Origin of the sequence: Thalassospira sp. MCCC 1A02491 (assembly GCF_001613785.1) — a bacterium.
Classification (GTDB): Bacteria; Pseudomonadota; Alphaproteobacteria; order Rhodospirillales; family Thalassospiraceae; genus Thalassospira; species Thalassospira povalilytica.
In genome coordinates this window covers 121,666-147,992 of the sequence record NZ_LPVX01000003.1, presented here as the reverse complement: position 1 = coordinate 147,992, position 26,327 = coordinate 121,666, and the positions used below count along the sequence as shown (strand labels likewise).

21 protein-coding genes are annotated in these 26,327 nt (G+C 55.6%); 16 read left to right on the top strand and 5 right to left on the bottom strand.

The genetic code is table 11. The features are described 5' to 3' along the window. Positions 1–20: 20 nt before the first annotated feature. The 10 genes from AUQ42_RS02125 (at position 21) to ftsY (ending at position 15,133) form a co-directional block, all read left to right on the top strand. On the top strand, positions 21–6,983 hold the full coding sequence (locus AUQ42_RS02125; protein WP_231856656.1) for an Ig-like domain-containing protein: 6,963 nt from the start codon (positions 21–23) through the stop codon (positions 6,981–6,983). A gap of 159 nt (positions 6,984–7,142) precedes the next feature. Beyond that, positions 7,143–7,277, top strand: coding sequence for a 50S ribosomal protein L34 (rpmH, locus tag AUQ42_RS02120; protein WP_007091264.1), 135 nt, complete (start codon positions 7,143–7,145; stop codon positions 7,275–7,277). Positions 7,278–7,281: 4 nt separating this feature from the next. Beyond that, positions 7,282–7,743 (top strand): ribonuclease P protein component, encoded by a 462-nt coding sequence (rnpA, locus tag AUQ42_RS02115; protein WP_068517297.1) that lies wholly within the window; start codon positions 7,282–7,284, stop codon positions 7,741–7,743. Then, on the top strand, positions 7,740–8,051 hold the full coding sequence (yidD, locus tag AUQ42_RS15590; protein WP_082817674.1) for a membrane protein insertion efficiency factor YidD: 312 nt from the start codon (positions 7,740–7,742) through the stop codon (positions 8,049–8,051). Before rnpA ends, yidD begins: the two co-directional genes overlap by 4 nt. 45 nt (positions 8,052–8,096) lie before the next feature. Then, positions 8,097–9,809 carry a membrane protein insertase YidC gene (gene yidC, locus AUQ42_RS02110; protein WP_068517296.1) on the top strand — a complete coding sequence of 571 codons (1,713 nt, stop codon included), beginning with the start codon at positions 8,097–8,099 and terminating at the stop codon, positions 9,807–9,809. A 72-nt stretch (positions 9,810–9,881) separates the two neighbouring features. Next, positions 9,882–10,544, top strand: a complete 663-nt coding sequence (yihA, locus tag AUQ42_RS02105) for a ribosome biogenesis GTP-binding protein YihA/YsxC (protein WP_068517316.1) — start codon at positions 9,882–9,884, stop codon at positions 10,542–10,544. Positions 10,545–10,581: 37 nt separating this feature from the next. Then, positions 10,582–11,511 carry an acetylglutamate kinase gene (gene argB / locus AUQ42_RS02100; RefSeq protein ID WP_068517295.1) on the top strand — a complete coding sequence of 310 codons (930 nt, stop codon included), beginning with the start codon at positions 10,582–10,584 and terminating at the stop codon, positions 11,509–11,511. 196 nt (positions 11,512–11,707) lie between these two features. Then, on the top strand, positions 11,708–12,733 hold the full coding sequence (locus AUQ42_RS02095; RefSeq protein ID WP_068517294.1) for a GGDEF domain-containing protein: 1,026 nt from the start codon (positions 11,708–11,710) through the stop codon (positions 12,731–12,733). A 211-nt stretch (positions 12,734–12,944) separates the two neighbouring features. Continuing rightward, entirely contained in the window at positions 12,945–14,201 is a 1,257-nt protein-coding gene (gene mtaB, locus AUQ42_RS02090) for a tRNA (N(6)-L-threonylcarbamoyladenosine(37)-C(2))-methylthiotransferase MtaB (protein WP_068517293.1), read from the top strand. Next, on the top strand, positions 14,198–15,133 hold the full coding sequence (ftsY, locus tag AUQ42_RS02085) for a signal recognition particle-docking protein FtsY (RefSeq protein WP_068517292.1): 936 nt from the start codon (positions 14,198–14,200) through the stop codon (positions 15,131–15,133). The genes mtaB and ftsY overlap by 4 nt, the downstream gene beginning before the upstream one ends. Positions 15,134–15,189: 56 nt before the next feature. Here ftsY and AUQ42_RS02080 read toward each other — a convergent pair whose 3' ends face one another. Together AUQ42_RS02080 and AUQ42_RS02075 are read right to left on the bottom strand one after the other, a co-directional pair. Then, positions 15,190–16,569, bottom strand: a complete 1,380-nt coding sequence (locus AUQ42_RS02080) for a diacylglycerol kinase family protein (protein ID WP_068517291.1) — start codon at positions 16,567–16,569, stop codon at positions 15,190–15,192. Between the two features lie 74 nt (positions 16,570–16,643). Continuing rightward, a complete protein-coding gene (locus AUQ42_RS02075) occupies positions 16,644–17,147 on the bottom strand; it encodes a Dps family protein (RefSeq protein ID WP_068517290.1) in 504 nt (167 codons plus the stop codon). Between the two features lie 225 nt (positions 17,148–17,372). On the opposite strand from AUQ42_RS02075, the gene AUQ42_RS02070 reads away from it, so the two are divergent. After that, a complete protein-coding gene (locus AUQ42_RS02070) occupies positions 17,373–17,840 on the top strand; it encodes a hypothetical protein (protein ID WP_068517315.1) in 468 nt (155 codons plus the stop codon). A gap of 97 nt (positions 17,841–17,937) precedes the next feature. Further along, entirely contained in the window at positions 17,938–18,522 is a 585-nt protein-coding gene (locus tag AUQ42_RS02065) for a YqaA family protein (RefSeq protein ID WP_101248172.1), read from the top strand. A gap of 71 nt (positions 18,523–18,593) precedes the next feature. Here AUQ42_RS02065 and AUQ42_RS02060 read toward each other — a convergent pair whose 3' ends face one another. Beyond that, a complete protein-coding gene (locus AUQ42_RS02060) occupies positions 18,594–18,803 on the bottom strand; it encodes a hypothetical protein (RefSeq protein ID WP_068517289.1) in 210 nt (69 codons plus the stop codon). A gap of 344 nt (positions 18,804–19,147) precedes the next feature. Between AUQ42_RS02060 and AUQ42_RS02055 the strand changes: the two genes are divergently transcribed. The 4 genes from AUQ42_RS02055 to chrA all read left to right on the top strand — a co-directional run bounded on the left by AUQ42_RS02055 (position 19,148) and on the right by chrA (position 23,387). Next, positions 19,148–19,675 (top strand): RNA polymerase sigma factor, encoded by a 528-nt coding sequence (locus AUQ42_RS02055; protein WP_068517288.1) that lies wholly within the window; start codon positions 19,148–19,150, stop codon positions 19,673–19,675. 1 nt (position 19,676) lies between these two features. Next, positions 19,677–19,919 carry a hypothetical protein gene (locus AUQ42_RS02050; RefSeq protein WP_068517287.1) on the top strand — a complete coding sequence of 81 codons (243 nt, stop codon included), beginning with the start codon at positions 19,677–19,679 and terminating at the stop codon, positions 19,917–19,919. Between the two features lie 516 nt (positions 19,920–20,435). Beyond that, positions 20,436–21,905 (top strand): AMP nucleosidase, encoded by a 1,470-nt coding sequence (locus AUQ42_RS02045; protein ID WP_068517286.1) that lies wholly within the window; start codon positions 20,436–20,438, stop codon positions 21,903–21,905. 300 nt (positions 21,906–22,205) lie between these two features. Next, the gene (chrA, locus tag AUQ42_RS02040) at positions 22,206–23,387 is read left to right on the top strand and encodes a chromate efflux transporter (RefSeq protein ID WP_068517313.1); all 1,182 of its coding nucleotides are present in this window, start codon (positions 22,206–22,208) and stop codon (positions 23,385–23,387) included. Positions 23,388–23,448: 61 nt separating this feature from the next. Here chrA and AUQ42_RS02035 read toward each other — a convergent pair whose 3' ends face one another. Both AUQ42_RS02035 and AUQ42_RS02030 read right to left on the bottom strand, forming a co-directional pair. Then, positions 23,449–24,909, bottom strand: a complete 1,461-nt coding sequence (locus AUQ42_RS02035) for a serine hydrolase (protein WP_068517285.1) — start codon at positions 24,907–24,909, stop codon at positions 23,449–23,451. Between the two features lie 96 nt (positions 24,910–25,005). Next, the gene (locus tag AUQ42_RS02030) at positions 25,006–26,172 is read right to left on the bottom strand and encodes a CynX/NimT family MFS transporter (protein ID WP_068517284.1); all 1,167 of its coding nucleotides are present in this window, start codon (positions 26,170–26,172) and stop codon (positions 25,006–25,008) included. Positions 26,173–26,327 lie beyond the last annotated feature (155 nt).

Sequence of the window (26,327 nt, the reverse complement as noted above, 5' to 3'; positions counted from 1 at the left end):
GCGGTTCGTTTGATCTTGGTGTGACGGCAACTTCTGCCGATGGCGAGGATATTGCGACGATCAGTGGTTCAATCACGGTCGATGTTGCGGGTGTTGCTGATGCGCCGACTTTGGATGTTGCGGATGCCTCTGGCTCCGAAGATTCTGCCATCGCGCTCGACATTGATGCTGGTCTCACGGATTCCAGCGAAGTTCTGACGGTAACGATCAGTGGTGTGCCAGATGGCGCGACCTTGTCTGCTGGGACCGATAATGGTGACGGAACCTGGACCCTGAACTCGGACCAGCTTGAAGGTCTGACGATCACGCCGGCTGACGACTTCAGCGGGTCGTTTGATCTTGGTGTCACTGCTCAATCAGCTGATGGTGGCGATATCGCAACCACCACCGGTTCGATCACGGTTGATGTTGCTGGCGTTGCTGATGCGCCGTCCCTGACTGTTTCGATTGGGGAGGGAACGCCAACCGGTGGGGGGACTGGCGGGGGCCAGAACGACTTTGTCGATAATGGCAGTTCCAATCATCAGGGCACCGGTGGCGATGATACATTTGTCATCGACCGTGACCTGAACATGAACGAGAATTTTGATCTGCAGGGCGGTAACGATCAGGTCATCCTGAATGGCGATACCAATCTGGGGAACAATATCCGTCTTGGCGATGGCAATGACAGCCTGACAATCAAGGGCGATATCGGCGAGACATCGGCCGTGGATGGCGGTTCGGGTAGTGATGTCCTGTATCTTGGCAAGGCATCCACTTCCTATTCCCTGCAGAACTTCACCAACAATCAGGGCGTCATCAATACACAGATCATTGATCTGGATACCGGCAAAACCCTGACCGTCAATCAGATCGAGGCGATTTCGTTTGGTGACGGCGTCGTGGTCGGAAATGCCGATCTGGTACAGGCCCCTGAAACAGGCGGCATTTCATATCCGGTAACTATCGAGGCAGCCCTGAATGATGCCGATGGTTCGGAAAGCCTGAGCATTACCATCACCGGGGTCCCGGAAGATGCGACCCTGAGTGCCGGCACACAAAATGAAGATGGCAGCTGGAGCCTTGATCCTGATGATCTTGAGGGTCTGACGCTGACCACGCCGTCGGACTTTGAAGGCAGCATCGATCTTGTTGTTACGGCAACGGCAACCGATGGTACGGACACCAATTCGGTATCGGTAAGCCGCAGCATCGTAGTCGATGATGTCGCAAATGCCCCGACGCTTGAGACCTCGGATGCTTCGGGCAGTGAAGACAGTGCGATCGCGCTTGATATTGATGCTGCCCTGACCGATAGCGCCGAAACACTTACCGTCACGATTTCGGGCGTGCCCGATGGTGCAACCCTGTCGGCCGGAACCGATAATGGTGACGGCACCTGGACGCTGAGCCCGGATCAACTTGAAGGCCTGACAATTACGCCGCCGGAAGATTTCAGCGGAACGTTTGATCTTGGCGTTACCGCGACGTCGGTTGATGGCGAAGATGCGGCATCAACAACCGGATCGATCACGGTTGATGTTGCCGGTGTGGCTGATGCGCCGACGCTCGACGCAGCTGATGCTTCCGGCAATGAAGATTCCGCGATTGCGCTCGATATTGACGCAGGCCTGACGGACAGCTCGGAAGTTCTGAGCGTTACCATTTCCGGCGTTCCGAATGGTGCGACTTTGTCGGCCGGAACCGATAATGGTGACGGCACCTGGACGCTGAATCCGGACCAGTTGGAAGGACTGACGATCACGCCGCCGGAAGATTTCAGCGGAACGTTTGATCTTGGCGTTACCGCGACGTCGGTTGATGGCGAAGACGCGGCATCAACAACCGGCTCGATCACGGTTGATGTTGCCGGTGTGGCCGATGCCCCGACACTTGAGACCGCGAACGCGTCGGGTACAGAAGACAGCGCCATTGCACTTGATATTGATGCGGGCCTGACGGACAGTTCCGAAACATTGACCATCACGATTTCCGGTGTGCCGGAAGGTGCAAGCCTGTCGGCCGGTACCGATAATGGCGATGGCACCTGGTCACTGACCTCAGACGATCTTGAAGGCCTGACGATTACCCCGCCGGAAGATTTCAGCGGCAGTTTCGATCTGGAAATCACGGCAAGCACGCAGGATGGTGTGGATATCGCCAGCGTGACAGACACCGTGATGGTCAATGTCATTGGGGATGCGGATCTGCCGACACTTGATGTGTCCGACGCATCGGGCAACGAAGATAGTGCCATTGCGCTTGATATTGACGCTGGTCTCACGGATTCCAGCGAAGTTCTGTCGATCACGATCAATGGTGTTCCGGATGGCGCGACCCTGTCGGCTGGGACTGACAATGGCGACGGCACCTGGACGCTGAACCCGGATCAGCTTGAAGGTCTGACGATCACACCGGCTGAGGACTTCAGTGGGTCGTTTGACCTGGGTGTGACGGCAACCTCAACTGATGGCGAAGACGTTGCAACGGCGACCGGTTCGATCACGGTTGATGTGGTTGGTGTTGCGGATGCGCCGACTTTGAATGTCACTGATGCTTCCGGTTCGGAAGACAGTGCAATTGCACTTGATATCGACGCTGGACTGACCGACAGCTCGGAAGTTCTAAGCGTCACCATCTCCGGCATTCCGGACGGTGCAACCTTGTCTGCTGGTACGGACAATGGCGACGGCACCTGGACACTGAACCCGGACCAGCTTGAAGGTCTGACGATCACGCCGGCTGAAGACTTCAGCGGATCATTTGACCTTGGCATAACCGCGACTTCAACTGATGGTGAAGACGTTGCGACAACCACGGGCAGCATTACAGTTGATGTGGCTGGTGTCGCAGACACCCCGACGCTTGATGTCGCGGATGCCTCTGGCTCCGAAGATTCTGCCATCGCGCTCGACATCGACGCAGGTCTTACGGACAGCTCGGAAGTTCTGTCGATCACGGTCAGTGGTGTTCCGGATGGTGCGACTTTGTCTGCGGGCACCAATAACGGTGACGGCACCTGGACACTGAATCCGGACCAGCTTGAAGGTCTGACGATTACCCCGGCTGAAGACTTCAGCGGATCGTTTGATCTTGGTGTGACCGCGACCTCAGTGGATGGCGAAGACGTTGCAACGACGACCGGCAGCATCACGGTTGATGTTGCGGGTGTCGCAGACGCGCCGACTTTGACGGTCTCGAATGCCAGTGGTGGCGAGGGCAGTGCCATCAGCCTTGCGATTGCAGCAGGGCTGACCGATGCATCCGAAATTCTGTCGGTAACGATTGCCGGTGTGCCCGAAGGGGCAAGTCTGTCGGCCGGAACCGATAACGGTGATGGCACCTGGACTTTGTCGGCGTCGCAGCTTTCCGGGCTGAAGATCACGCCCGCAGACAATTATTCCGGCAATTTTGACCTGACGGTGACCGCGACCTCGGTTGATGGTGCTGACAGTGCAAGCATTTCGCAGAACCTTCAGGTTGAGGTCATTGATAACCCGAACGAGACGGTAATTGGCACGGATGGCACCGACCGCATCACGACCGGTGATGGCGATGACTACATCAACGCCAAAAGCGGTCACGACACCATCAGCTCCGGCGGAGGTGCTGACACGGTATATGGCGGTGGCGGCAATGACATCATCGATAGTGGCGACGGCGACGACAGGGTCTTTGGCGGCAGTGGCAAGGACACTATAACCGGTGGTGCCGGTGACGATTACATCAATGCCGGTGGTTCGCATGACACTGTCGATGGCGGTGAAGGCAATGACACCATCTTTGGCGGCGGCGGCAAAGACACGATTACCGGCGGTGCCGGGGATGATTACATCGATGCCGGAAGTTCAAGCGACACTGTTGAAGGTGGTGCGGGTAACGACACCATCCTTGGTGGCAGCGGTCATGACACCCTTGATGGCGGTGAGGGCACAGATACGCTTTATGGCGGGAATTCGAACGATATCCTGATTGGGTCGGGTGATGACAAGCTGTATGGCGAATCAGGGTCGGATGAAATCCGCTATACGGTCGATCTGACCGGCGAGGGCACGGGCATTGTTGATGGTGGCAGCCAGACCGATACCCTGAAGCTTTATCTGACATCGGAACAGCTTTCGGGCGATGGTGTTCTTGACGCACTTCAGGATTTGCAGGACCACATTGCATCGGGCGGTGAGGGCAGCCTTACGCTTGAGGCACTGGGTGTCGAAGTCGACAATGTCGAAAATCTTGAAATCTATGTCGATGGCGAACTTTATGACCCGTCTGCAGAAAGCCCGACCCTGTCGGTTGCCGATGCAAGCGGAAATGAAGATACAAGCATATCGCTTGATATTGCTGCCGGGCTGAATGACAGCACCGAAACGCTGACGATCACGATTTCGGGCGTTCCGGACGGGGCGACTTTGTCGGCCGGAACCGACAATGGTGACGGCACCTGGACGCTGAGTTCGGACCAGCTTGAAGGTCTGACGATCACACCGGCCGATGATTATTCCGGGTCGTTTGATCTGTCGGTTACCGCCGTTTCAACGTCTGGTAATGACAGCACATCAACCAGTGACGTCATCACGGTTGATGTGGCCGGGGTTGCCGATACGCCAAGTCTTGAGGTTGCCGATGCATCGGGCAACGAGGACAGTGCGATCAGCCTTGATATCAGTGCCGGGTTGAGCGACGCGTCCGAAATCCTTTCGATCACGATTTCCGGTGTGCCCGACGGGGCAACCCTGTCGGCCGGAACCGATAATGGTGATGGCACCTGGACCCTGTCGGCAGGCGACCTTGACGGCCTGACCATCACACCGCCCGAAGATTATTCCGGCGGGTTTGATCTGGATGTGACGGTCACATCGACCGATGGCAATGACACATCAAGCATCAGTGACACCATCACGGTTGGTGTGACCGCGGTTGCCGATGCGCCGGACCTTGCGGTTTCCGATGCATCAGGCAACGAAGACAGCGCGATCAGTCTTGATATCAGTGCCGGGCTTGGCGACGCATCCGAAACCCTGTCGGTGACGATTTCCGGTGTGCCCGATGGGGCGACCCTGTCGGCCGGAACCGATAATGGTGACGGCACCTGGACCCTGTCGGCAGGCGATCTTGACGGTCTGACCATCACGCCGCCCGATGACTATTCCGGATCGTTCGATCTGAACGTCACCGTGACATCAACCGATGGCAATGACAGCGCAAGTGTCAATGACACCATTACTGTGGACGTTGCCGGCGTTGCCGATACACCAACGCTTGAGGTGTCGGACGCCAGCGGGGATGAAGGCAACAGTGTTCCGCTTGATATTGATGCTGCGGTCACGGACAGCAGTGAAACCCTGTCGATCACGATTTCCGGGGTTCCCGATGGCGCACGCCTGTCGGCCGGAACCAATAACGGCGATGGAAGCTGGACGCTTGGGGCTGCACAGCTGGTCGGGCTGACCATCACCGCGGCAAGCGACTATTCCGGTACGTTCGAACTGACGGTGTCTGTTCAGTCCCGGGATGGTGACGATACGGCAACGACAACGGCCATTCTGGAAGTCACGATCGAAGAACTGGCAGACAGCAACGAAACCCTGTGGGGTACCGATGCCAATGAAACCTTCGAAACCGGTTCGGGCAACGATACCATCGGTGCCGGTGGCGGTCATGATACGGTATCGACCAATGCCGGCAATGACACGATCTGGGGTGGCAATGGTAATGACGTGATCTATGCCGGGGACGGTGATGACAGTGTCACCGGTGATGACGGCCATGATTATATCGATGCCGGTTCCGGCAATGACACGGTGCATGGCGGCGAAGGCAACAACACCATCTATGGCGGTACCGGCAATGATTACATCACGGCCGGAAGCGGTCATGACAAGATCTTTGCCAGCGATGGTGACAACATCATTTATGCCAATGAAGGCAATAACTATATCGAAACCGGTGACGGCAAGGACACCCTGTATGCCGGCAGTGGCAATGACACGATCATTGGCGGCGACGGTGACAACTTTGTCAGTGCAGGCGAAGGCCGCAATGTCGTCTGGACCGGCACCGGGAAAGACACGATCAGCAGCGGCTCTGGCGACGACATCATCTATGACGAAGGTGGAGACAACAAAATCTCTGCCGGTGAGGGGCGCAATACCGTCTGGACCGGCGCAGGAGACGACAGCATCAGTGTCGGTTCCGGCGATGACAAAATCTTTGCCGGAGACGGCAACAACACCATCGGTGCTGGCGAAGGTCGCAACTATATCGAAACCGGCAGCGGCAATGACACCATCACGGCCGGCAGTGACAATGACACGGTCTCGGCCGGGGCGGGCAACGACAATATCGACGTTGGCAGCGGCAAAAACACCGTCTGGGGCGGGGATGGCAACGACTCCATCCATGGGGCCTGGGGCGATGACACCTTCCTTGGCGGCGATGGCAATGACATTCTTAATGCCGATGGTGGTGACAACTATTTCGACGGTGGTTCGGGCAATGACACCCTGACCGGGGGCTGGGGCAAGGATACGTTCTATGGCGGGTCGGGCAACGACACACTCGATAGCGGTGGCGGTGACGACAAGCTGTATGGCGAAGAAGGCGACGACACCCTTTCGGGCGGTGCCGGGCGCGATACGCTAAGTGGCGGGGACGGTAACGATCTTCTGCTTGGCGGGGATGACGACGATACGCTGATCGGCGGCATCGGGGATGATACCCTGTATGGCGGCGGCGGTTCGGATCTGTTCATCTTTAATATGGGCGATGGCAAGGACCATGTAGATGGTGGTGCCAACGGCTGGACGACCGATACCATCGAATTGCATGGTGTTGGGGGTGGCCATCTCGATTCGTGTGACTGGACCCTGATTCTTGATGAAGGGACAATCACCGATTCGAAGAAACACTCGCTTGAACTTTCCACCGATTCGTCGGGAACCATCGTGTTTTCGGATGGTTCTGAGTTGACTTTCTCCAATGTCGAACGTATCGAGTGGTAACGAATTCACATTTCGGGTGCCGTCGGGACGAAATCCCGGCGGCATTGCCGGTTTTCTGGGGGGAATCACCCTGTCACGAGTTGACAGCCATTGTGTGAAGCCCTATACAGCGGACCTCGAATTTTATCGGATTACCTTATTTAGAACGGAGTAAGTGCAGTGAAGCGCACCTACCAGCCAAGCAAACTCGTACGGAAACGCCGCCACGGCTTCCGTTCCCGCAGCGCGACCGTCGGTGGCCGCCGTGTGCTGACCGCACGCCGCGCCAAGGGCCGCAAGCGTCTGTCGGCCTAATGTTGTGACCATTTCGGTGGAACGCCTTAAAAAGCGTGCGGAATTCCTCCGTGTTGCGGGCACCCGCCGAAAATGGGTTACACAAGGGTTGATCCTTCAGGGCGCACCGCGCCCGGGGATCAAGCCGGATACAGAATACGCCGGTGAAGATCGATTCGCACGAGTCGGATTTACCGTCACCAAAAAGGTGGGAAAGGCCGTCGTCCGCAATCGCGTTCGGCGGCGTTTGCGTGCTGTGGCAGAGCAATTGATGAGCGAACTCGCATTACCCGGTTGGGATTATGTCGTGATCGGTCGTGCCCAAACCATTGATCGGCCGTTTGACAAGCTGATTGATGATATGAAGTTTGCTCTGCGTCGGGTTCCTGATGCCAAACCGTCAGCACCGGATTCGCGCCGTCCCCGCAAGGGACGCGGTGGCAATCCGTCCAGTGCCCAGACAAAGGCAGGAGGCCAGTCAAAATGACCTCCCGGACTCCCGTACCCGGTTTCGTAGCCCGTCTTCTTCAAATCGCTGTTCGCGGTTACCAGCTGTTTTTGTCGCCTTATATCGGGTGGTCCTGTCGCTATCAGCCGACCTGTTCGGCATTTATGATAGAAGCATTGGCCCGTCACGGGGCAATAAAAGGCGGCTGGATGGGATTTAAACGGATAATGCGTTGCCATCCATGGGGTGGTCATGGTTATGATCCCGTGCCCGGATGTGGCTGCGAACAAAACAAAGCGTCGTCGGACGGTGAAAACCGGTCCCCGGCGCTTTCGTCATGTAAATAGAATAAGCGGTCGGCGCGTGCTGGCTGAGCAAAGCGGAAAGAGGCGATGAACGAACAACGTAACCTGTGGGTGGCAATTGCATCGGCAGTTGTGATTCTTATCGGGTGGCAATTCTTCTTTGCGCCGGAGCCTGATACCCAGGTTCGCGAGGCGCAAGTTCGTGAACAGCTTGATGCAAACGGCACCAACACGCCGCAGGTATCAAACGGTACACCGCGTGTACCGGGCGGTGGACCGGCAGTGCCGACAGTCAAACGTGAAGATGCACTGGCGAAATCGCCGCGCATCGCGATTGATACCCCGCGCATCGAAGGTTCGATTCGCCTTGTTGGCGGCGTGATCGACGATATCCAGCTTCAGGATTATCGCGAGACCGAAGAACCCGACAGCCCGCTGATCCATGTTCTGAACCCGACCGGCAGCGATGATGCCTATTTCGCCGAATTCGGCTGGGTCGGCGCTGACAGGAACATCGCCCTTCCCAACAGCGACACCCGCTGGACGGCAAGCAGCGACAAGCTGACCTCGGAAACCCCGGTTGTCCTGTCCTGGGACAACGGTGCGGGCCTGACCTTCAAACGTGAAATCGCCATTGACGAGAACTATCTGTTCACCGTCAAACAGTCGGTCGAAAACAATAGCGGTGCGGAAGTTACCCTGCATCCCTATGGCCTGATCTCGCGCAAGGGCATGCCCCATACGTCGGGCTTTGCCGTTTTGCATGAAGGCCCGATCGGCGTCATCAATGGCAGCCTTGAGGAATACAAATACGATTCCCTTGCCGATGATGGTGCGGTTGAAGAAACCACCACTGGCGGCTGGCTTGGTTTCTCGGACAAATATTGGCTGGTCGCGCTGGCGCCGGCATCTGATGAACAGATGACCACGCGCTTTAGCCACCATATCGATAACAATACCGACAAGTTCCAGACAGATTACCTTGGTTCGGCCCGCACGGTTGCCGATGGTGCGTCCGCATCCTCGGAAAGCCGCCTGTTTGCCGGTGCCAAGGAATACAACCTGCTGGTCGAATATCAGGATGAATTTTCGATCAAGCTTCTCGACCGTGCGATCGACTTTGGCTGGTTCTGGTTCCTGACCATTCCGTTCTTTGAAATGCTGCAGTGGATCAACCATCTGGTTGGCAACTTCGGCGTTGCAATTCTTCTGCTGACGGTTCTGGTCAAGGCCGTGATGTTCCCGCTGGCGAACAAGTCGTACAAATCCATGAGTGCGATGAAAAAGCTTCAGCCGAAAATCACGGCGATGCGCGAACAGTTCAAGGATGACCGTCAGCGTCAGCAGCAGGAAATGATGGCGCTTTACAAGCGCGAGAAGATCAACCCGGCTTCGGGCTGTCTGCCGATTATTGTTCAGATCCCGGTCTTCTTTGCGCTGTATAAGACCCTGTTTGTGAACATTGAAATGCGCCATGCGCCGTTCTTTGGCTGGATCCAGGACTTGTCTGCACCGGATCCGACCACGATCTTCAACCTGTTTGGCCTGATCCCGTGGGATCCGCCCCAGATGTTGATGATTGGTGTCTGGCCGCTGATCATGGGTCTTACCATGTATCTGCAGCAGAAACTGAACCCGGCACCGGCCGATCCGACCCAGGCGAAGATCATGATGTTCCTGCCGTTCATCTTTACCTTCATGCTGGCAAGTTTCCCGGCTGGTCTGGTGATCTACTGGGCATGGAACAACACGCTGTCGATCATTCAGCAGCGCTACATCATGTACAAGATGGGGGTTTAACCCCCATCTACCCTTTACGGGTTTATCTTCCCTTCGGGGGAAAATCCCCGCCAGTTCGGGGAAGGAATGACAATGACACAAGAAAATTTGCCCTCGGATACTGCTATTCCGAAGCATGAAGACTCAGTAATCGAAGCCGGGCGGAAGCTTTTTAGCCGCCCGGTTAACTTCGTTCTTGGTGTGGCGCAGCTCGAACAGTTGCCGCCAGAGGAAAAAACAGAAATCTGTTTTGCCGGACGTTCCAATGTCGGCAAGTCCAGCCTGATCAATGCGATCACGGGCCGCAAGGACATTGCCCGGACGTCAAACACACCGGGACGTACCCAGCAGCTGAACTATTTTGATCTGGATGGCGAGTGCTATGTCGTCGATTTGCCGGGCTATGGTTTTGCCCAGGCGCCAAAGGATATCGTCGATACCTGGCATGCACTGATCAAACAGTATCTGCGCGGGCGTGTGACCCTGCGTCGTGTGTTCGTGCTGATTGATTCCAGACACGGCTTCAAAAAGGCCGATCTGGACATGATGAAGCTGCTTGATGAGTCAGCGGTGCCTTATCAGGTTGTGCTGACCAAGTCGGACAAGCTAAAAAAGGGACAGCTTGAAAAACGCATCAAGGAAGTGGTCGATGCCCTGGTGAAACACCCGGCCGCCTTGCCACAGATTTTTGCGACATCAAGTGAGAAGAATACCGGACTTGCGGAATTGCGGGCAGAAATATCCACACTGCTGTAACATCGTCAGGTTCATCGCTTAATTATGGGGAAGTGAGATGAACGAAGAAATCCGTTCTGAAGAAGACCAATCGGAATCCAGCGCATACCGGACGCTGGCACGTGCCAAAGTCCTTTCCGAGGCTCTTCCCTATATGCGACGATTTAACGGTCAGACGATCGTGATCAAGTATGGCGGCCACGCGATGGGTGACCCGGAACTGGCCCGCCTGTTTGCCCAGGATATGGTGTTGCTCAAACAGGTCGGCATGAACCCGATCGTGGTGCATGGCGGTGGTCCGCAGATCGGCCAGATGCTCAAGCAGCTCAATATCCAGTCGGAATTTGTCGACGGTCTTCGTGTGACCGATCAGCAAACCATCGACGTTGTCGAAATGGTTCTGGCCGGCAAGATCAACAAGGAAATCGTTTCCAACATCAATGCCGCTGGCGGTATCGGTGTCGGTCTGTGCGGCAAGGATGCGCATCTGATCACGGCGCGCAAACTGACCCGGACCAAGCGTGACCCGGAAAGCAATATCGAAAAGGTACTTGATCTGGGCTTTGTCGGTGAACCGGCAAAGGTCAATCCGCATGTGCTTGATTGCTTTATCAATACCGACATTATCCCGGTCATCTCACCGATCGGTGTTGGCGAGGATGGGCAGACCTATAACATCAACGCCGACACGGCGGCCGGGGCGATTGCCAAGGCGGTCGGTGCGCGTCGTCTTTATATGCTGACCGATGTGAAGGGCATTCTTGATAAGGACAAAAACCTTGTAAGGGATGCCGATACCGACCACATCAACGAGATGATTGCCGATGGCACCATTCAGGGTGGCATGATCCCGAAAACCGAAACCTGCATGGATGCGGTGCAGAACGGGGTCGAGGCCGCCGTGATTGTCGATGGGCGTGCCCCCCATGCCGTGTTGCTGGAACTGTTCACCGAACGCGGTGCCGGGACCATGATCCGCGGGAACTGATTAGCGGGTACCGGTCCTGTCAATCTGGCTTGAATGATCAGCCGGACGGGCGGGACCGGATCCCTGCAATGAACCACCACTTTCGTATAGTTTTCCGCGACGGATATCGGGTTCCGTGATATGTTGATGCGCAGATTTACGCCGTTCTGGCGTAGTGCATTGACATGATTACCGAAAACGAGCCGGAGCAACCGTGGTGACGACGACGGACCAACAGATAACCCGTCACTGGGAATATGCGGATGCGACTTTAAGGGCTCTGCGCGAGCGCGGCCTGCGCCCCACGCCAGAGCTGTACCATGTATGGTTCGTCTATTTCGCCGAAGAAAATCCCGAAATCTTGCGCGTCATTGATGCGGTCCAGGCCAGCGGCGACCAACTTGCCGAAGACACCCTGCTTCAGCTTTATTACCGTTATATCTTTGACCGTCAGGCTGCCGATTTCCTGCAACGTGGCATGGAAGACTTTTCCGAGCTGGTGGAAAACAGCGACGAATGTCTGAGTGCGGCGCGTGCCGGTCTTGGCAAATATGGCGATCTTCTTGGCCGGTCACTTGCGACCCTTAAGGATCACCGTGAACTAAGTCCGATCCTGACCGAGGTCATCGATCAAACCGATCAGATGCGCCAAACGATCGACGGTTTGCACAAGCGCCTTGATAGCTATCTGAGCCGCGTTGCCATGTTGCAGCGTGAACTCGATGAAACCCGCGAGCGATCCTATACCGACGGCCTGACGCGGGTGTCCAACCGCATGTATTTCGAAGAACAGCTGACCTTGCTGGCGGCGGAATATGATGCATCTGATCATCCCGAGCCGTTTTGTGTGATGATGGTCGATCTTGATCAGTTCAAATCGGTCAATGACCGGTTCGGGCATCGCATCGGGGATGAAATTCTGGTTCTGATTGCCTCGATGCTGAAGGCCAATATCAAGGGGCGCGACATTGTTGCGCGTTATGGCGGTGATGAATTTGCCATCCTGCTGCCCCAGACCCCGCTTGGCGATGCCATGGCGCTGGCCGAAGATATGAGCAAACGCATCGCCGCACGCGAAATCAAGGCCAAGAGTTCCGGGACATCCTATGGCCAGATGACCATTTCGGTCGGGGCTGCGGAATATATCGCCAATGAAGGCGGGGCAAAGCTGATTGATCGTGCCGACAGTGCCCTTTATCGCGCCAAGAAGAATGGCCGGAACCGGAATTTCGCCGCCGAGTGACACGAGTTCTACTGTCGATTGGGGCAATGGGCGTGGTTTTGCACTTCAATGCATGTGTGCCATGACGGTGGCAGACTTGCATTGAAGCGTTCAAAAGCGTATGTAACCAGCGCCCGGCATGGTCTGATGACTGTGCCGGGCGTTCCGCACTTGCAGTCATCAACAATGTTGCGCAGGCGCAGAGTTTCCCGAACCAACAACAGATCGCAGAATGCAAAGCACCAAAGAGCCGCGCGTAGTTACATTTGGATGTCGCCTGAACACCTATGAATCCGAGGTGATGCGCGACCATGCCAAAAATGCCGGCCTTGATGATGCGATCATTATCAATACCTGTGCGGTCACGACCGAGGCCGAACGTCAGGCACGGCAAAGCATCCGCCGCCTGCGCCGGGAAAACCCCGATGCCAAGATCTTCGTGACCGGGTGCGCTGTTCAGGTCAATCCCGACAAATTCGCCAAAATGACCGAGATCGACCGCATCTTTGGCAATGACGCCAAGATGAAGGCCGAAACGTTCCTGATGCCCGAACATGAACGCGTTGTCGTCAATGACATCATGTCGGTCGAAGAAACGGCAAGTCATCTGGTCTCGGGGTTCGAGGGCCGCGCACGCGCCTTCGTACAGGTTCAAAACGGCTGTGATCACCGCTGCACCTTCTGCATTATCCCTTATGGTCGTGGAAATTCGCGTTCTGTGCCGATGGGTGAAATTGTCAGCCAGGTGCGCGAACTGGTCGCCAACGGGTATGGCGAAGTCGTCCTGACCGGGGTTGATATCACGTCCTATGGGCATGATCTTCCGGGGCAGCCGACATTGGGCCAGATGTCGCGCCGACTTCTGGCACAGGTGCCCGAACTGCCGCGTTTGCGCATTTCATCAATTGACCCGGTCGAGGTGGACGAAGACCTGTTTCGTCTGATCGAAACCGAACCGCGTCTGATGCCGCATATGCATATCAGCTTGCAGGCAGGCGATGACATGGTGCTCAAACGCATGAAACGCCGCCATCTGCGTCAGGATGTGGTCGATTTCTGTCAAAAAGTTCGCCAATTGCGCCCGGATGTGACATTCGGTGCCGATATCATTGCCGGTTTCCCGACCGAAACTGACGAAATGGCGGATAACACCCTGCGTCTGGTGGATGAGTGCGGTCTGATTTATCTGCATGTCTTCCCGTATTCCGCACGTCCGGGGACCCCGGCGGCACGGATGCCCCAGGTGCCCAAAGACCTGCGCAAGGAACGGGCAAGTGCACTGCGCGAAGCAGGTGATATTCAGCTCAACAAATTCCTGCAATCACGCATCGGCATGATCGAGAATGTGTTGGTCGAAAAGGAAAATACCGGCCATACCGAGCATTTTGCTCCCGTTCTGCTTGATCGCGTGATAGAACCGGGCTCAATAGCCAAGGCCAAGGTAACCGGCCTTGAAGATGGAAAACTGATAGCGGAGCTTGTGGGATGAGTGAAGAGGGGAAGAAAAGCTGGTTTAGCCGCCTGAAAGACGGGCTGAAGCGGTCCTCCTCAAAACTGACCACCGGGATTGCCGATATCTTCACCAAGCGCCGTCTTGACGACGATGCGCTTGAAGAATTCGAAGATCTTCTGATTACATCGGATCTGGGTGTTACGACCGCTGCAAAGCTGAGCGCGGAACTGGCCAAGACCCGTTTCGACAAGGAAGTTGATTCCGCCGAAATCCAGGAATTCATCGCCGACGAAGTCGCCAAAATCCTTGATCCGGTTGCCAGACCACTGGTTATTGACGCGACCAAGAAGCCGCATGTGGTTCTTGTTGTCGGGGTCAACGGGTCGGGCAAGACCACAACGATCGGCAAACTTGCCAAGACCTATAAGGATCAGGGGCTCAAGGTCATGATGGCGGCGGGCGATACATTCCGTGCCGCCGCGGTCGAGCAGCTTAAGGTCTGGGGCGAACGCACCGATTGCCCGGTGATTGCGCGCGATACCGGCGCGGATGCCGCGGGCCTTGCCTTTGACGCGATCGATCAGGCCCAGCGCGAAGGTTACGACCTGTTGCTGATTGATACCGCCGGTCGTCTTCAGAACAAGGCACATCTGATGGATGAGCTTAAAAAGATCGTCCGCGTGATCAAGAAACGTGATGACAGTGCGCCGCATGACACGCTTCTGGTGCTTGATGCAACGACCGGTCAGAACGCCCATTCACAAGTCGAAACCTTTGGCGAGGCGACCGATGTCTCGGGGCTGATCGTGACCAAACTTGATGGCACGGCCAAGGGCGGCGTTGTCGTCGCGCTGGCTGAAAAATTCGGCAAGCCTGTTCACGCCATTGGCGTTGGCGAAGCGGCCGAAGATCTGCGTCCGTTCGAAGCCAAATCATTCGCCCGCAGTCTGGCCGGGCTTTCGGACTGATTTAACCGCACTGTTTCCCAAATCAAAAAGCAGCCCCTTGGGGCTGCCTTTTTGCGTCAGAATTTAGCGATGATGTAGCCGATCGACTTTCGGAAATTTGCGATTTCCTGTGTCAGGGTCGCAATCGGCTTTTTCAGGTCATCTGGCAATGCATTCTGGTCAAGATGGTTCAGTTCGGCTGCAAGTTCCTTTGCACGGTGATCAAGCCCGTTTGCAAGGCGCTGGTCGGCATTGTCAAACAGCCACTCCATCACACGGTCCCGAAGTTCTTCAAGGCTGTGCAAATCCGGATCGGGTGACGGTGCGGTGATCCCGAATGGCCGCAAGCTTAATTCCAGCTGACGATACAGGTCGCGCAATGTGCGCGTGCTGTCATGACAAAGCGATTTGAGCTGACCGTCATGAACAACCGGCAGGATGGCTTCAAGGCGCAAGGTGAAATCAACCGTGTCGCGCACGACATCATTGATTTCATTTTGCTGGTCGATGGTTTCGGGCATGTCGCTGCGATTGCGGTTTTCTTCAGCGACATAGCTGTTCGGGGCGAAAACCGGCAGCGCACCGGCGCGCAGGGTAAAGCGGGCCGGCAATTTGCCGATGATTTCACCATCGGCAAGGATCGGCGCGCCTTCTTCGCCCTCGATCGTGATGTCGTCGCACTCCATGGTCAGCGCATAGCTGCTGTTATCGACCGAGCCAAATAAAAGTTCGGCGGCGATATCAAGACCACTAAGCGTATCCACACTGTCGCGAATGGCAAACATGTGCAAAAGACCGTCTTCCGGGCTTTTGGACTCGCTCGGGCGCAGGCCGCCGCCAAAATACCGGCCATTGGTAATGGTCAGCTGGCGCAGCTTCATTTTTTGCGGCTTCTCATCGCCGCAGGTAATCGTCAGATCCAGCGGATCCATTTCGTGCCAGCTTTGCCAGTTGGCAACGGCATAGCTGATTGCGCCCAGGGTGCGCTTAAGATCGGGATTGATCCGTTTGCGCGCATCGGCCGGAACACCGATGCTGGCCGCATTGATAAAGCTGTGGTCATTGACCCGCCCGACATCCAGCATCCTGATCTGACCGTGAATGGCAGCGCGCGCGGCATCAACCAGATCATCGGGCAGGCCAAGGGTCCGTGCAAAGTCGTTTGCCGTGCCAAGCGGTACGGGGATCAGAACGGTGCCGGTTTCAATCACGGTTTCAAGAACCGCATTGATGGTGCCATCCCCGCCACCCACAGCGACAATGTCACCGGGTTTGGCAGTGGATTTGAGGTGTTTGCAAATATCATCCGGATTGTCACACAGCGTAAGATCGGTCTGATAACCGGCATCTTCGAACACGGTGCGCAGGGGTTCTGCGCCATTGGTACGCCAGTCATCAGGCAACTTTTTGCGGGTTAACAGCAAATGTACCTTACCGGTCAGATCGGAACTTTTCACGGCAATGGACTTTCACAAGATGAGAGGGGCGGGGGCGAACCGGCGCCTGATGGCGCCGGTTCATAATATATGTATCAGGAAATCGTTGCGCGCAGCATCCAGGCTGCTTCTTCATGCACACCGATACGTTCGGTCAGAAGATCGGCGGTTTTTACGTCATCGACTTCCTCGGCTGCGGCAACGCCGTCACGGATCAGGCGGGCCATTTTTTCGTGGTCATCAACAAGCTCCGCAACCATGTCATTGGTTTCAAGCAGCTTATCCTGATCAGAAATGACAGAATTTTCCATCATTTCCTTAAGGCCTGTCGGTGCAGCAAAGCCGATGGCGCGAATACGTTCGGCCATATCGTCAATGGCGGCATGCAGGTCTTCATACTGCTCTTCGGTCATTTTATGCAGCGAATAGAAGGCCGGGCCGACCACGTTCCAGTGAACACCGCGCATTTTGGCATAGAGTACGTGCGACGAGCCAATGATCTGGGTCAGCATCGTGGCCAGTTCGCGGCGATCCTTGCGGTTCACGCCGGTTTCGACGGGAAATTCCTTTGCAACGGTCTGCATACTGCTATGTGCCATTTTAAAACTCCTTTGGTTTTGAGGCGCCCCCGCATTGGCACGATATATATGTCATGTGCCTTATTGCGATTTGGCGGGGCCGCTTTGACCATATAAACGTTGGCCTTTTTCAAAAGTTCCATGAAATAAAATCACCATAATTGGAACATTCTTTTGCACCATCCGTTTGTCAATGTAAGCAGCGCGCAAGTAATTGTGCTGCCTATTATGAATAAGGAGGTTGTGATGTTGAGCAAGAAAACGCTGATGATTGGTACTGTACTTATGTCGATGGGTGTTGCGGTTCCGGCCTATGCCGGTTCGGCGAATGCCACCGACGCATCGGGCACGATCAAGACCGATGATGCAATGAAGTCGGACGCCAACAAGCTGGGCGACAAGATTGCGGCCCAGTATGAAGAAGCCAAAGACTTCACCTTTGAACAGAAAGAAGATTTCCTGGCGTGGGTCGATGAAAAATCCGACCAGCTTGGGGATCAGTATGACGACGTGTCTGCCCGTGTGAAAGATGACAGCGAAGACGCTGTTGATGAACTGGCAGAAGCCTGGGATAGCGCTACCGACGAGTTGAGCGATGCCATGGCATCGGCCAAGGACGCATCGGCAGATACGTGGGAAGACGTCAAACGCGATACGCTGAACGCACTTGAAAATGCGCAGAAAGCCATCTCGGACAGTCAGACCGCCGAATAAGACGTCACAACCTGAACTCGGCGATTGACGTCCGAGGGTGACAGCCCGCCCGTTTTGGGCGGGCTGTTCTTTTTTGTGCGGCAGGAAGGACATCATCTTGAAAAGCGATCAAAATCGTTCTTTCGGACGGCTCGGGGATTTTTTCCGTGCAGCCCAGGAACGGCTGGCAAAACTTGCCGCCGGGCGCAAGGGGCTGGCCGGTATTGCCGGGGCGTCGTTTCTTGAGACAACCATTATCCCGATCCCGATTGAAATCGTGATTGCCCCGGTGATGGCGGCATCGCGTGCACGCGGCTTTATCGTCGCCACGGTGACCTTGGCTGGCAGTGTGGCCGGCGCGGTCGGGCTTTATTTCCTGGCCTGGGCATTGTTTGATGACCTGGCCCAGCCCCTGATTGACATGATGGGCAGTCAGCAACAGTTTGATGAACTTCAGGCAAAATTCGAAGATGGCGGGTTCTGGCTGGTCTTTCTGGTCAGTGTCACACCCGTTCCCATGCAGATTGCCGCATTGGCAGCCGGGGCCGCGTCCTATCCGGTCTGGCTTTTTCTGATTGCCATCACGATATCGCGGGCCTTGCGATATTACGGATTGTGGGCACTGGTTTTGGGATTCGGCGCGGGAATCGCCCGCATTTTCGAAGGAAAGAAACCCAAAAACATTTCCGTTCCCGGAAAATAAGTCCTGTATTGGGAAAAAATAGATATGAAAAAGGCCCGCTTTTGACGGGCCTTTTTCATGGAAGATTTGTTTTATTCCGGCTCAACACGAAAATCTGTCGTGCTTTTGCCCTCTGTCTCCGGTTCTTCGACGTCCTCGGCGATAAGACCGCGGCGGATCAATTCACGGATTGCGGCGGCACGCGTTGGCATTCGATGATCGAAGCGCCAGTCATCAATGACCTTAAGCTCCTCGTCATCCAGCATGATCTGGAGCTTTTCTGTTCTTTTCGGCGTTGGCACGTGGGGTTTCCTGTCAATTTCAGGAGCTTTAATTAGCCCCTGAAGCCATTGAAAATCAAGGCATTCAAAAATTTTGGAGTAACTTACGTTACCTCCGTTTCCTCCATAAGACAACCATCTTGCTGACTCTCGGTAAGTTCGAGCAGTGATGTAAGTAATGTAAAGTAATCACAGGCGGTAAATAATGTAACGTGATGCACTTAACTACATTGTGTCAGATATGTGTTTTGATAATGTTGTGTATGTGCTGTTTGTTCATTGTATTGCCTAAGTTAACTATACGATTTTACTTTAAATTTCATTTTCTTTTGTTACGGTAAGTTCATCCGAACAAGGAGGTTGTGATGTCTACTCAAGTGATGAACGAAATCGAAGACCATGTGCCAGCACTGCGCCGTCATGCATATCGCCTGACCGGCAGCACCGATCTTGCGCAGGATCTGGTTCAGGACACTTTGTTGAAAGCCATCAGCAAGAAGGACCAGTTCGAAGAAGGCACGAGCCTTAAGGCCTGGTTGCACCGGATCCTGTTCAACACCTTTATTTCCAGCAAGCGCCGTGAAAAAACCCGCGGCCCGCAGGTCGACTGGGATGATCTTGGTGATGTGTATGGTCATGGCAGCAACCAGATGGCGCGTCTGCAATTGCGTGATGCCGACCGTGTTCTTGAAGAATTGCCCGAACAGGAACGCCAGGCCATCCTGCTGACCGCTGTTGAAGAAGTATCCTATCAGGATGCTGCCGATCAGATGTCTGTTGAAATTGGTACCGTGAAATCGCGTGTTGGACGTGCACGCCGCAAACTGCGTGCGTCGGTCGGTCGAATCGAAGCGCGCGAGCACGCGTCACGCTACGTCTCAGAGGCCGCATAATATGAGCCCGGTTCTTGCGATATATGGCAAGGAGCACATTCTTGGCTATGTACGCGGGACACTTCAGGACGACGAAGAGAAACACGAAATCGAAAGCCTGGTCCAAAGTGACCCGCGTGCCGCCAGAATTGTAAGTGACTTGAAAATGACCCATCTAGGTGACTCGTGGGCATTTGATCAGGGCGCGAAGCGCAGGCTTGAATACCTGCAAGAGATCGCCGAAGACGCCGATATATTAGCATGAGATATGCGTCAGGCGAATGGATGCTACGCGTCGATTAAAATTGACATTAATGACCAATGGTCATATAAAACTCACATCAGGGTTGACCGTCTTTTCCCTCAACGTCTAAGGCACCTCCCTGAAATTGCCGAAACCGTCCCCCGGTTTCGGCACTTTTTTTGCCCGGATTCCGGCACCCGCGATAAAGTCACCGGTGCGCAGACTATTTGAGACCGGCCTTGTTATGGGCCGCGCATCAAAACTGTCATTTGGAATTCTTGAAAATAAATCCGACATATAAGTCATAAGCATCTGAAACCGCCGGAAAAGCGGGTTGTTTCGGCACAGCCGGTTCCCTGTATTTCAGGATATTCACCCAGGGATAGAACGGGATGAAAAAGTTTTCGGTTGTCAGAAGGCGGGCGGGCGGTGATAAATCTCTCGCTCCAAGGGCCTTTGTAATTGATCGGGCGTGATTTCACGCACCTTGATCAGACAGGGGTTCTGAAACAACAATAACAAAAAGGAGCATCCATTATGGTTTCTGGAGTACACGGATCGGTACGCGATCTGTTTGAATTCACTGACGCTGACAAGGCACTTGCGCGCATCAAGGATATTTATGCGACCGGTTCCAATGCCGTCCAGGAGGCCTTTAACCGTTTCGGTCAAGGTCAGCAATCATCCCCCGTACGCGCCTATTACCCGTATCTTGGCATCGAAGTGCCGCCGGAAAAGCTGCATGTCGAAAGCACGCTTTCGTTCGGCGCACCACGCGACCCGGGAATTTACGGCACGACGCTGACCCGTCCTGACCTGTTTGAAGAATATTACCGCGAGCAGATCGAACTTCTGCTTAAGAACCACGACGTGCCTGTTGTGGTTGGTGTGTCTGATCGCCCGATCCCGCTGCCATTCCTGGTCGAATCGGCAACCGACAGTATCGGTCCGACCGATATCCGGTCGATGCAGCTGATCTTTGACATGCCCGATCTGGCCCGTACCGATGATGATATCGCCAATGGCGTGCATTACGGCAACAGTGACGGCCCCAAACCGCTGTCGCTGTTTTCCGGGGAACGTGTTGATTATTCACTGGCACGCTTGCGCCATTACACGGCGACTGCACCGGAACATTTCCAGAAGTTCGTGCTGTTCACCAACTATCAGCGCTATGTCGATGAATTCATCGAATTTGCCAAATTGCAGCTCGAAGATCCACAAAGCCCCTATGTCGCCTTTGTCGAACCGGGGCCGAAGGTCCATGTGCGCAAAGACGCCCCGGCGGGTTGGCAGGAATCGGGCGAGGCGGTCAAGCAACTGCCGCAAATGCCGTCCTATCATCTGATCCGCGAAGACGGGCTTGGTGTGACGCTGGTCAATATCGGTGTCGGGCCGTCCAATGCAAAAACGGCAACGGATCATATTGCCGTGTTGCGTCCGCATTGCTGGTTGATGCTTGGTCACTGTGCGGGGCTGCGGCGCAGTCAGTTGCTTGGTGACTATGTGCTGGCCCATGGTTATGTGCGTGACGACCATGTTCTGGATTCGGATTTGCCCTTGTGGATTCCGGTCCCGCCGATTGCCGAAGTACAGGTCGCGCTTGCCGACTCGGTTGCCAAAATCACCGGTCTCAAGGGTCGCGAGATGAAGGCACGCATGCGAACCGGCACGGTGGCAACCACGGATAACCGTAACTGGGAACTGCGTTATAGCGAACTGTTCGGCCGTCTGAACCAGTCACGCGCAATTGCCGTGGATATGGAAAGTGCGACGATTGCTGCCAACGGTTTTCGGTTCCGTGTGCCCTATGGCACGCTTCTGTGTGTTTCCGACAAACCGGTCCATGGCGAACTGAAACTGCCGGGCATGGCCAACAATTTCTATCGCCAGCGGATCGGTCAGCATCTTCAGGTTGGTCTCGATACCATCGATACCCTGCGTCAGGACGTCAATCAGCTGCATTCACGCAAATTGCGTTCGCTCGACGAACCGGCATTCCGCTAAAACCCGGATTTCCGGTCTGGCGCTTTGATCTTGCCCCTGTCACCGCATCAAGCCGGTGGCAGGGGTTTTATTATGGTTTGATGACGAACGGGCAGGGGGCTGCTTTTGACTTTGCAGGTGCTGCCCGGTTGCGTAAGTTCAGGCAAAACGATCCTGACGAACGTGATCATGGGGCAATAACCCGCAATGTCTGACAACATGACAAACCCTTACGCTGACCCTGACTTTGACCCTGCGCCGGTGTCATCTGTTTCACCTGATTCACTGCCGGAAAACGGTGTGGGGCTGTGGCAGATTTTCATGATTTTCCTGCGCCTTGGGTTGACCAGCTTTGGCGGGCCGGTCGCCCATATCGGTTATTTCCGCGAAGAATTCGTCGCCCGGCGCAAATGGCTAAGTGATGCGGCCTATGCCGATCTGGTTGCACTGTGTCAGTTCGCACCCGGACCGGCCAGTTCACAGGTTGGCATGGGGATCGGCATGGCGCTTGGTGGTGTGCGCGGATCCCTTGTGGCCTGGCTTGGTTTTACGATGCCGTCGGCCATTGTGCTGGCGGTTCTTGGCATGGCGTTTGTCGGGTTTGATCTGGCATCGGTTGACGGGGTTCTGCGCGGTCTCAAGCTGGTGGCGGTGGGCGTGGTTGCTCATGCCTTGTTTGGCATGGCACGAAGCCTGTGTCCCGATATTGCGCGTGCGGTTCTGGCCATTGTTGCCGCCGCCATCATGATCGCAAGCAGCACGGTCTTAGCGCAATTTGCGGTCATTCTGGGCGGGATGCTGGCCGGTTTTGTGATGCTGCGCGCCAAGGTCGATGACCATCCGATGGCGCCGATGGCCCCCCGTTCGGCCACCGGGGCGATTGTCGCACTTTGCTGTTTCTTTGCCCTTTTGGTCATTTTGCCACTGGCAGCCCATTTTGATCAAAGCGGGCTGTTTGCGGTGATTGACGGATTTTATCGCAGCGGGGCGCTGGTATTTGGCGGCGGGCATGTTGTCTTGCCGCTTCTAGAAAATGCTGTGGTCGATCCGGGCTGGGTCGATACACAGACCTTCCTTGCCGGTTATGGCGCGACCCAGGCGGTTCCCGGGCCGATCTTTACCTTTGCGGCATATCTTGGTGCTGCCTTGCATAACGGGTCGACCATGGATGGCGGCATCGTGATCAGTGCGGTGACGTCGATGATTACCCTGGTGGCGATCTTTTTGCCGGCCTGGTTGCTTGTTGTCGGGCTGTTGCCGTTCTGGGACCGGGTGCGGCATGTCGGCGCGATGCGGGCCGGGTTGCTGGGCGTTAATGCCGCGGTGGTTGGGTTGCTGGCGGCGGTTCTTTATGACCCGATCTGGACCGGTGCAATCCATGACATGTTTGATATCGGCTGTGTCGCGATCGCCTTTGTTGTTTTGCAATGGCGGATCATGCCGGTCTGGGCGCTGGTCGGGATCGGGGCAGGTGCCGGGTATGTTGTGGCGCTGCTGGCCTAGGATCTGAATCCGGTTGGTTCTTCTAGCCGTGATTCGGCCCCCACAAATCAATCGATGCTAATCAATCAGTGCTGGGCCCGGTGGCATCCTGGATGTCTTCGCCGTCCGGACTGTTTTGCGATGCGGTCGGGGCATCGGGAAACAGGTTGCTGATATCGGATACGAAATTGCGCAGGCTGAATGCTTCGCGCTTGCGGGTAACGCCAAGCCGCACGATGACCAGTTCCTTGGACGGGATGACGCTAAGTGACTGGCCATCATGGCCAAGTGCAAAGAACGCATCATCGGGCAATTCGGCGATGCCGTTTCGCGGGTTGCCTTCGTCATCACGGTCGCCGGGCAGATCAAGCCACCAATGCGCCCCGTAAATGCCGTCGGGGTCACTTTCATCCGGGCTGCTGGTGTAATCGACCCAGCCTTCGGGCAGCAAACGCTGTCCTTCCCAGACGCCATCCTGAAGATAAAGCTGGCCGATCTTGGCCCAGTCACGCGCCGTTGCATGCATGAAGCTTGATGCGATGAAATATCCTTCGGGATCGGTTTCGATCACCGCACTTTTCATGCCAAGCGGCCTGAACAAAAGTTCGGTCGGACGGGCAAGATATGTGCTGCGTGATCCGCTCAGATTGCGAACAGCAGCCGACAGAATGTTTGATGCCCCGGAATTATAGGCAAAGACTTCACCCGGGCTGTGTTGCAACTGTTTGGACACAGCATAGCCCGCGGCGGCCGGCTGGACGAACAGCATCTGCACCACATCGGAAAGCGGGTTCCAGTAGGATTCGCTAAATTCAATGCCACTGCGCATCCGAAGCAACTGGTCATAGGTAATGGCCGCGCGCGGATCATTTGTCTGCGCCTGCCATTCATTGATCAGAACCGGATCATGAATGTCGGGCATCATGCCTTCGTTCTGCATGCGGCCCAGAACGGTGTTCCAGACACTTTTGGTCATCGACCATCCCGGAAGCGGCGTCTGTGCGGTAATGCCGTCGGCATATCGTTCGGCAATGACCTTGCCGCGATACAGGATCAGTACCGCGCGCGTGCGCCGTTCGGGGCGGACACCGGGTTCGTCCATGACATCAAACAGGATATTGTTCAATGCGCGGCGGTCGACTTCGGCCGGTAGGCTTGTGGTCAGAAGCGGCTTGGCGGCAATCGGTTTGATCACCGGTGTCGAATTGCGCAGGCGCGCAATATGGGCCTGATCATCGGCCAGCGTACAGCCCAGATTCGGACGATAAACCGCAAACCGTTTCCGGAAACCGAAAGCATGGGCGCTGACCGTCTGGTTGCGCAGATCGACATTGGTGGTGATCAGCGACAGCAACGCATTATTGTCGGCAAGAACGTCTTCATCGCGCGCACGGCTGGATGGCAATCCGTTCACAAAAATCGCCGAACACATGATCTTTGCGCTATAGGCCGCACCGACCGGCGCAAGCCAGATAAAGAACGCGGCAACAACAGACAGGCCAATCAATATCGTTCCGATAAAGATGGCCTTGATCAACTGCATCCCGCTTCCCTGCCCTGTGTGTCATTGCCTCTTTGATTGAGGGGATTGGAGGGTCGCCTGCTTCGCAGGATAGGTCAAGTCATCGTATCGTATAGGTCAGGCGGTTACGCGGCGTATGGGGGACCTGATCGCCGAGATCATGAAGCCTGCAAAATAGAAACCGGCAAGGATCACCGCCGCACCACCCCAGCCATTGAAATCAATCATGGCCCCGGTAAGCGGTGGGACAATGACCACAAAAATCTCGGCAAACTGGGCCAGCATCCCCTGAAGGGCGGGCATCGAAAGACCGTCCTTGGCGATGGCCGGCAACAGGGCAAAACAGGTGCCGGCAACCGCCCCCTGACCGATATTGAAAATCACCAGCGCGATCAGGCTGATTGCCATGTCGGTGCTGACAAACAAGGTCGCGATGGCGGCTGCCATCATCGGCAAAAACGCGATCAGAATGCGCCGCCCGGCAACCTGACGGCCAAGGGCCACGCCCGCACCGATACTGCCAATAATATTGCCGACAATCGCGGTCGTTCCGATGATCCCGGCTGCCGGTGCGATCCCGATATCAAGATTGTCGACCATCATTGCCGGCATGAAGGCGAGGGCTGCGGATGTTGCCCCGGCAAAGGCGGAAAATGTCAGCGCGACTTTCAGTGCAGAACGTGATTTCAGAACCCCCATCACCCCGCTGCCAAGGGATTTGCGTACGGTCGCGGTGGGCGGTTTTTCCATCAATGCCAGAAGCGGCAATAAAACAAGAACAGGAACCGTGCAGGCCGCAACCGCCAGACGCCAGTCCAGCCACACAACCATCGCCGCACTGATCCAGTTGCCCAATGCAATGCCCACCGGAATAAAGGTGCCCCAGATGCTCATGGCCATGGCGACCATTTTCGGATTGTCAAAACCCGCCATCCAGCTTGGCGCACCGACCACAATCAGCAAATAGCCGATCGATGTCACCAGCCGCCCGGCATAAAGAAGTGGCGTCGCATTGGCCGTGGCGAAGATCACGGCACCGGCAATCATCATAAGCCCGCCCAGGACCAGTGATTTGCGCAAACCGGCGCGCGCAGCCCAGACACCGGTTGGAATGGCGGCAAGTGCCCCGGCCGCGGTGATCAGGGATGCAACAAGACCGAATTCCGCCTGGCTAAGGCCAAAGCCCGCCCGCAAATCGGGGGCAATCGGCCCGATCAGGCCAACCTGCATGGATGCAGTCAATCCCAATCCATACAGAATGATGATGGCGAATATCGGTGGCATGTGGCGTTTCCGTCAGGTGGTGTTTTTTATGGTTTGAAATGGCAGATCGCCGGAAATGCACGGCACTTCAAATGCACGGCAATTCCGGTGTCGCTATGACTACCCGAAATCGGGGGCCGGTGACCACGTATGAAATATGCGTGCGGATGGGAAAG

Coding starts and splice junctions, on each gene's coding strand:
- yidD (WP_082817674.1), top strand. CDS start 7,740: ATGACCTCCCGGACTCCCGTACCCGGTTTCGTAGCCCGTCTTCTTCAA.
- yidC (WP_068517296.1), top strand. CDS start 8,097: ATGAACGAACAACGTAACCTGTGGGTGGCAATTGCATCGGCAGTTGTG.
- yihA (WP_068517316.1), top strand. CDS start 9,882: ATGACACAAGAAAATTTGCCCTCGGATACTGCTATTCCGAAGCATGAA.
- argB (WP_068517295.1), top strand. CDS start 10,582: ATGAACGAAGAAATCCGTTCTGAAGAAGACCAATCGGAATCCAGCGCA.
- mtaB (WP_068517293.1), top strand. CDS start 12,945: ATGCAAAGCACCAAAGAGCCGCGCGTAGTTACATTTGGATGTCGCCTG.
- ftsY (WP_068517292.1), top strand. CDS start 14,198: ATGAGTGAAGAGGGGAAGAAAAGCTGGTTTAGCCGCCTGAAAGACGGG.
- AUQ42_RS02075 (WP_068517290.1), bottom strand. CDS start 17,147: ATGGCACATAGCAGTATGCAGACCGTTGCAAAGGAATTTCCCGTCGAA.
- AUQ42_RS02070 (WP_068517315.1), top strand. CDS start 17,373: ATGTTGAGCAAGAAAACGCTGATGATTGGTACTGTACTTATGTCGATG.
- AUQ42_RS02055 (WP_068517288.1), top strand. CDS start 19,148: ATGTCTACTCAAGTGATGAACGAAATCGAAGACCATGTGCCAGCACTG.
- AUQ42_RS02050 (WP_068517287.1), top strand. CDS start 19,677: ATGAGCCCGGTTCTTGCGATATATGGCAAGGAGCACATTCTTGGCTAT.
- AUQ42_RS02045 (WP_068517286.1), top strand. CDS start 20,436: ATGGTTTCTGGAGTACACGGATCGGTACGCGATCTGTTTGAATTCACT.
- chrA (WP_068517313.1), top strand. CDS start 22,206: ATGATTTTCCTGCGCCTTGGGTTGACCAGCTTTGGCGGGCCGGTCGCC.
- AUQ42_RS02035 (WP_068517285.1), bottom strand. CDS start 24,909: ATGCAGTTGATCAAGGCCATCTTTATCGGAACGATATTGATTGGCCTG.
- AUQ42_RS02030 (WP_068517284.1), bottom strand. CDS start 26,172: ATGCCACCGATATTCGCCATCATCATTCTGTATGGATTGGGATTGACT.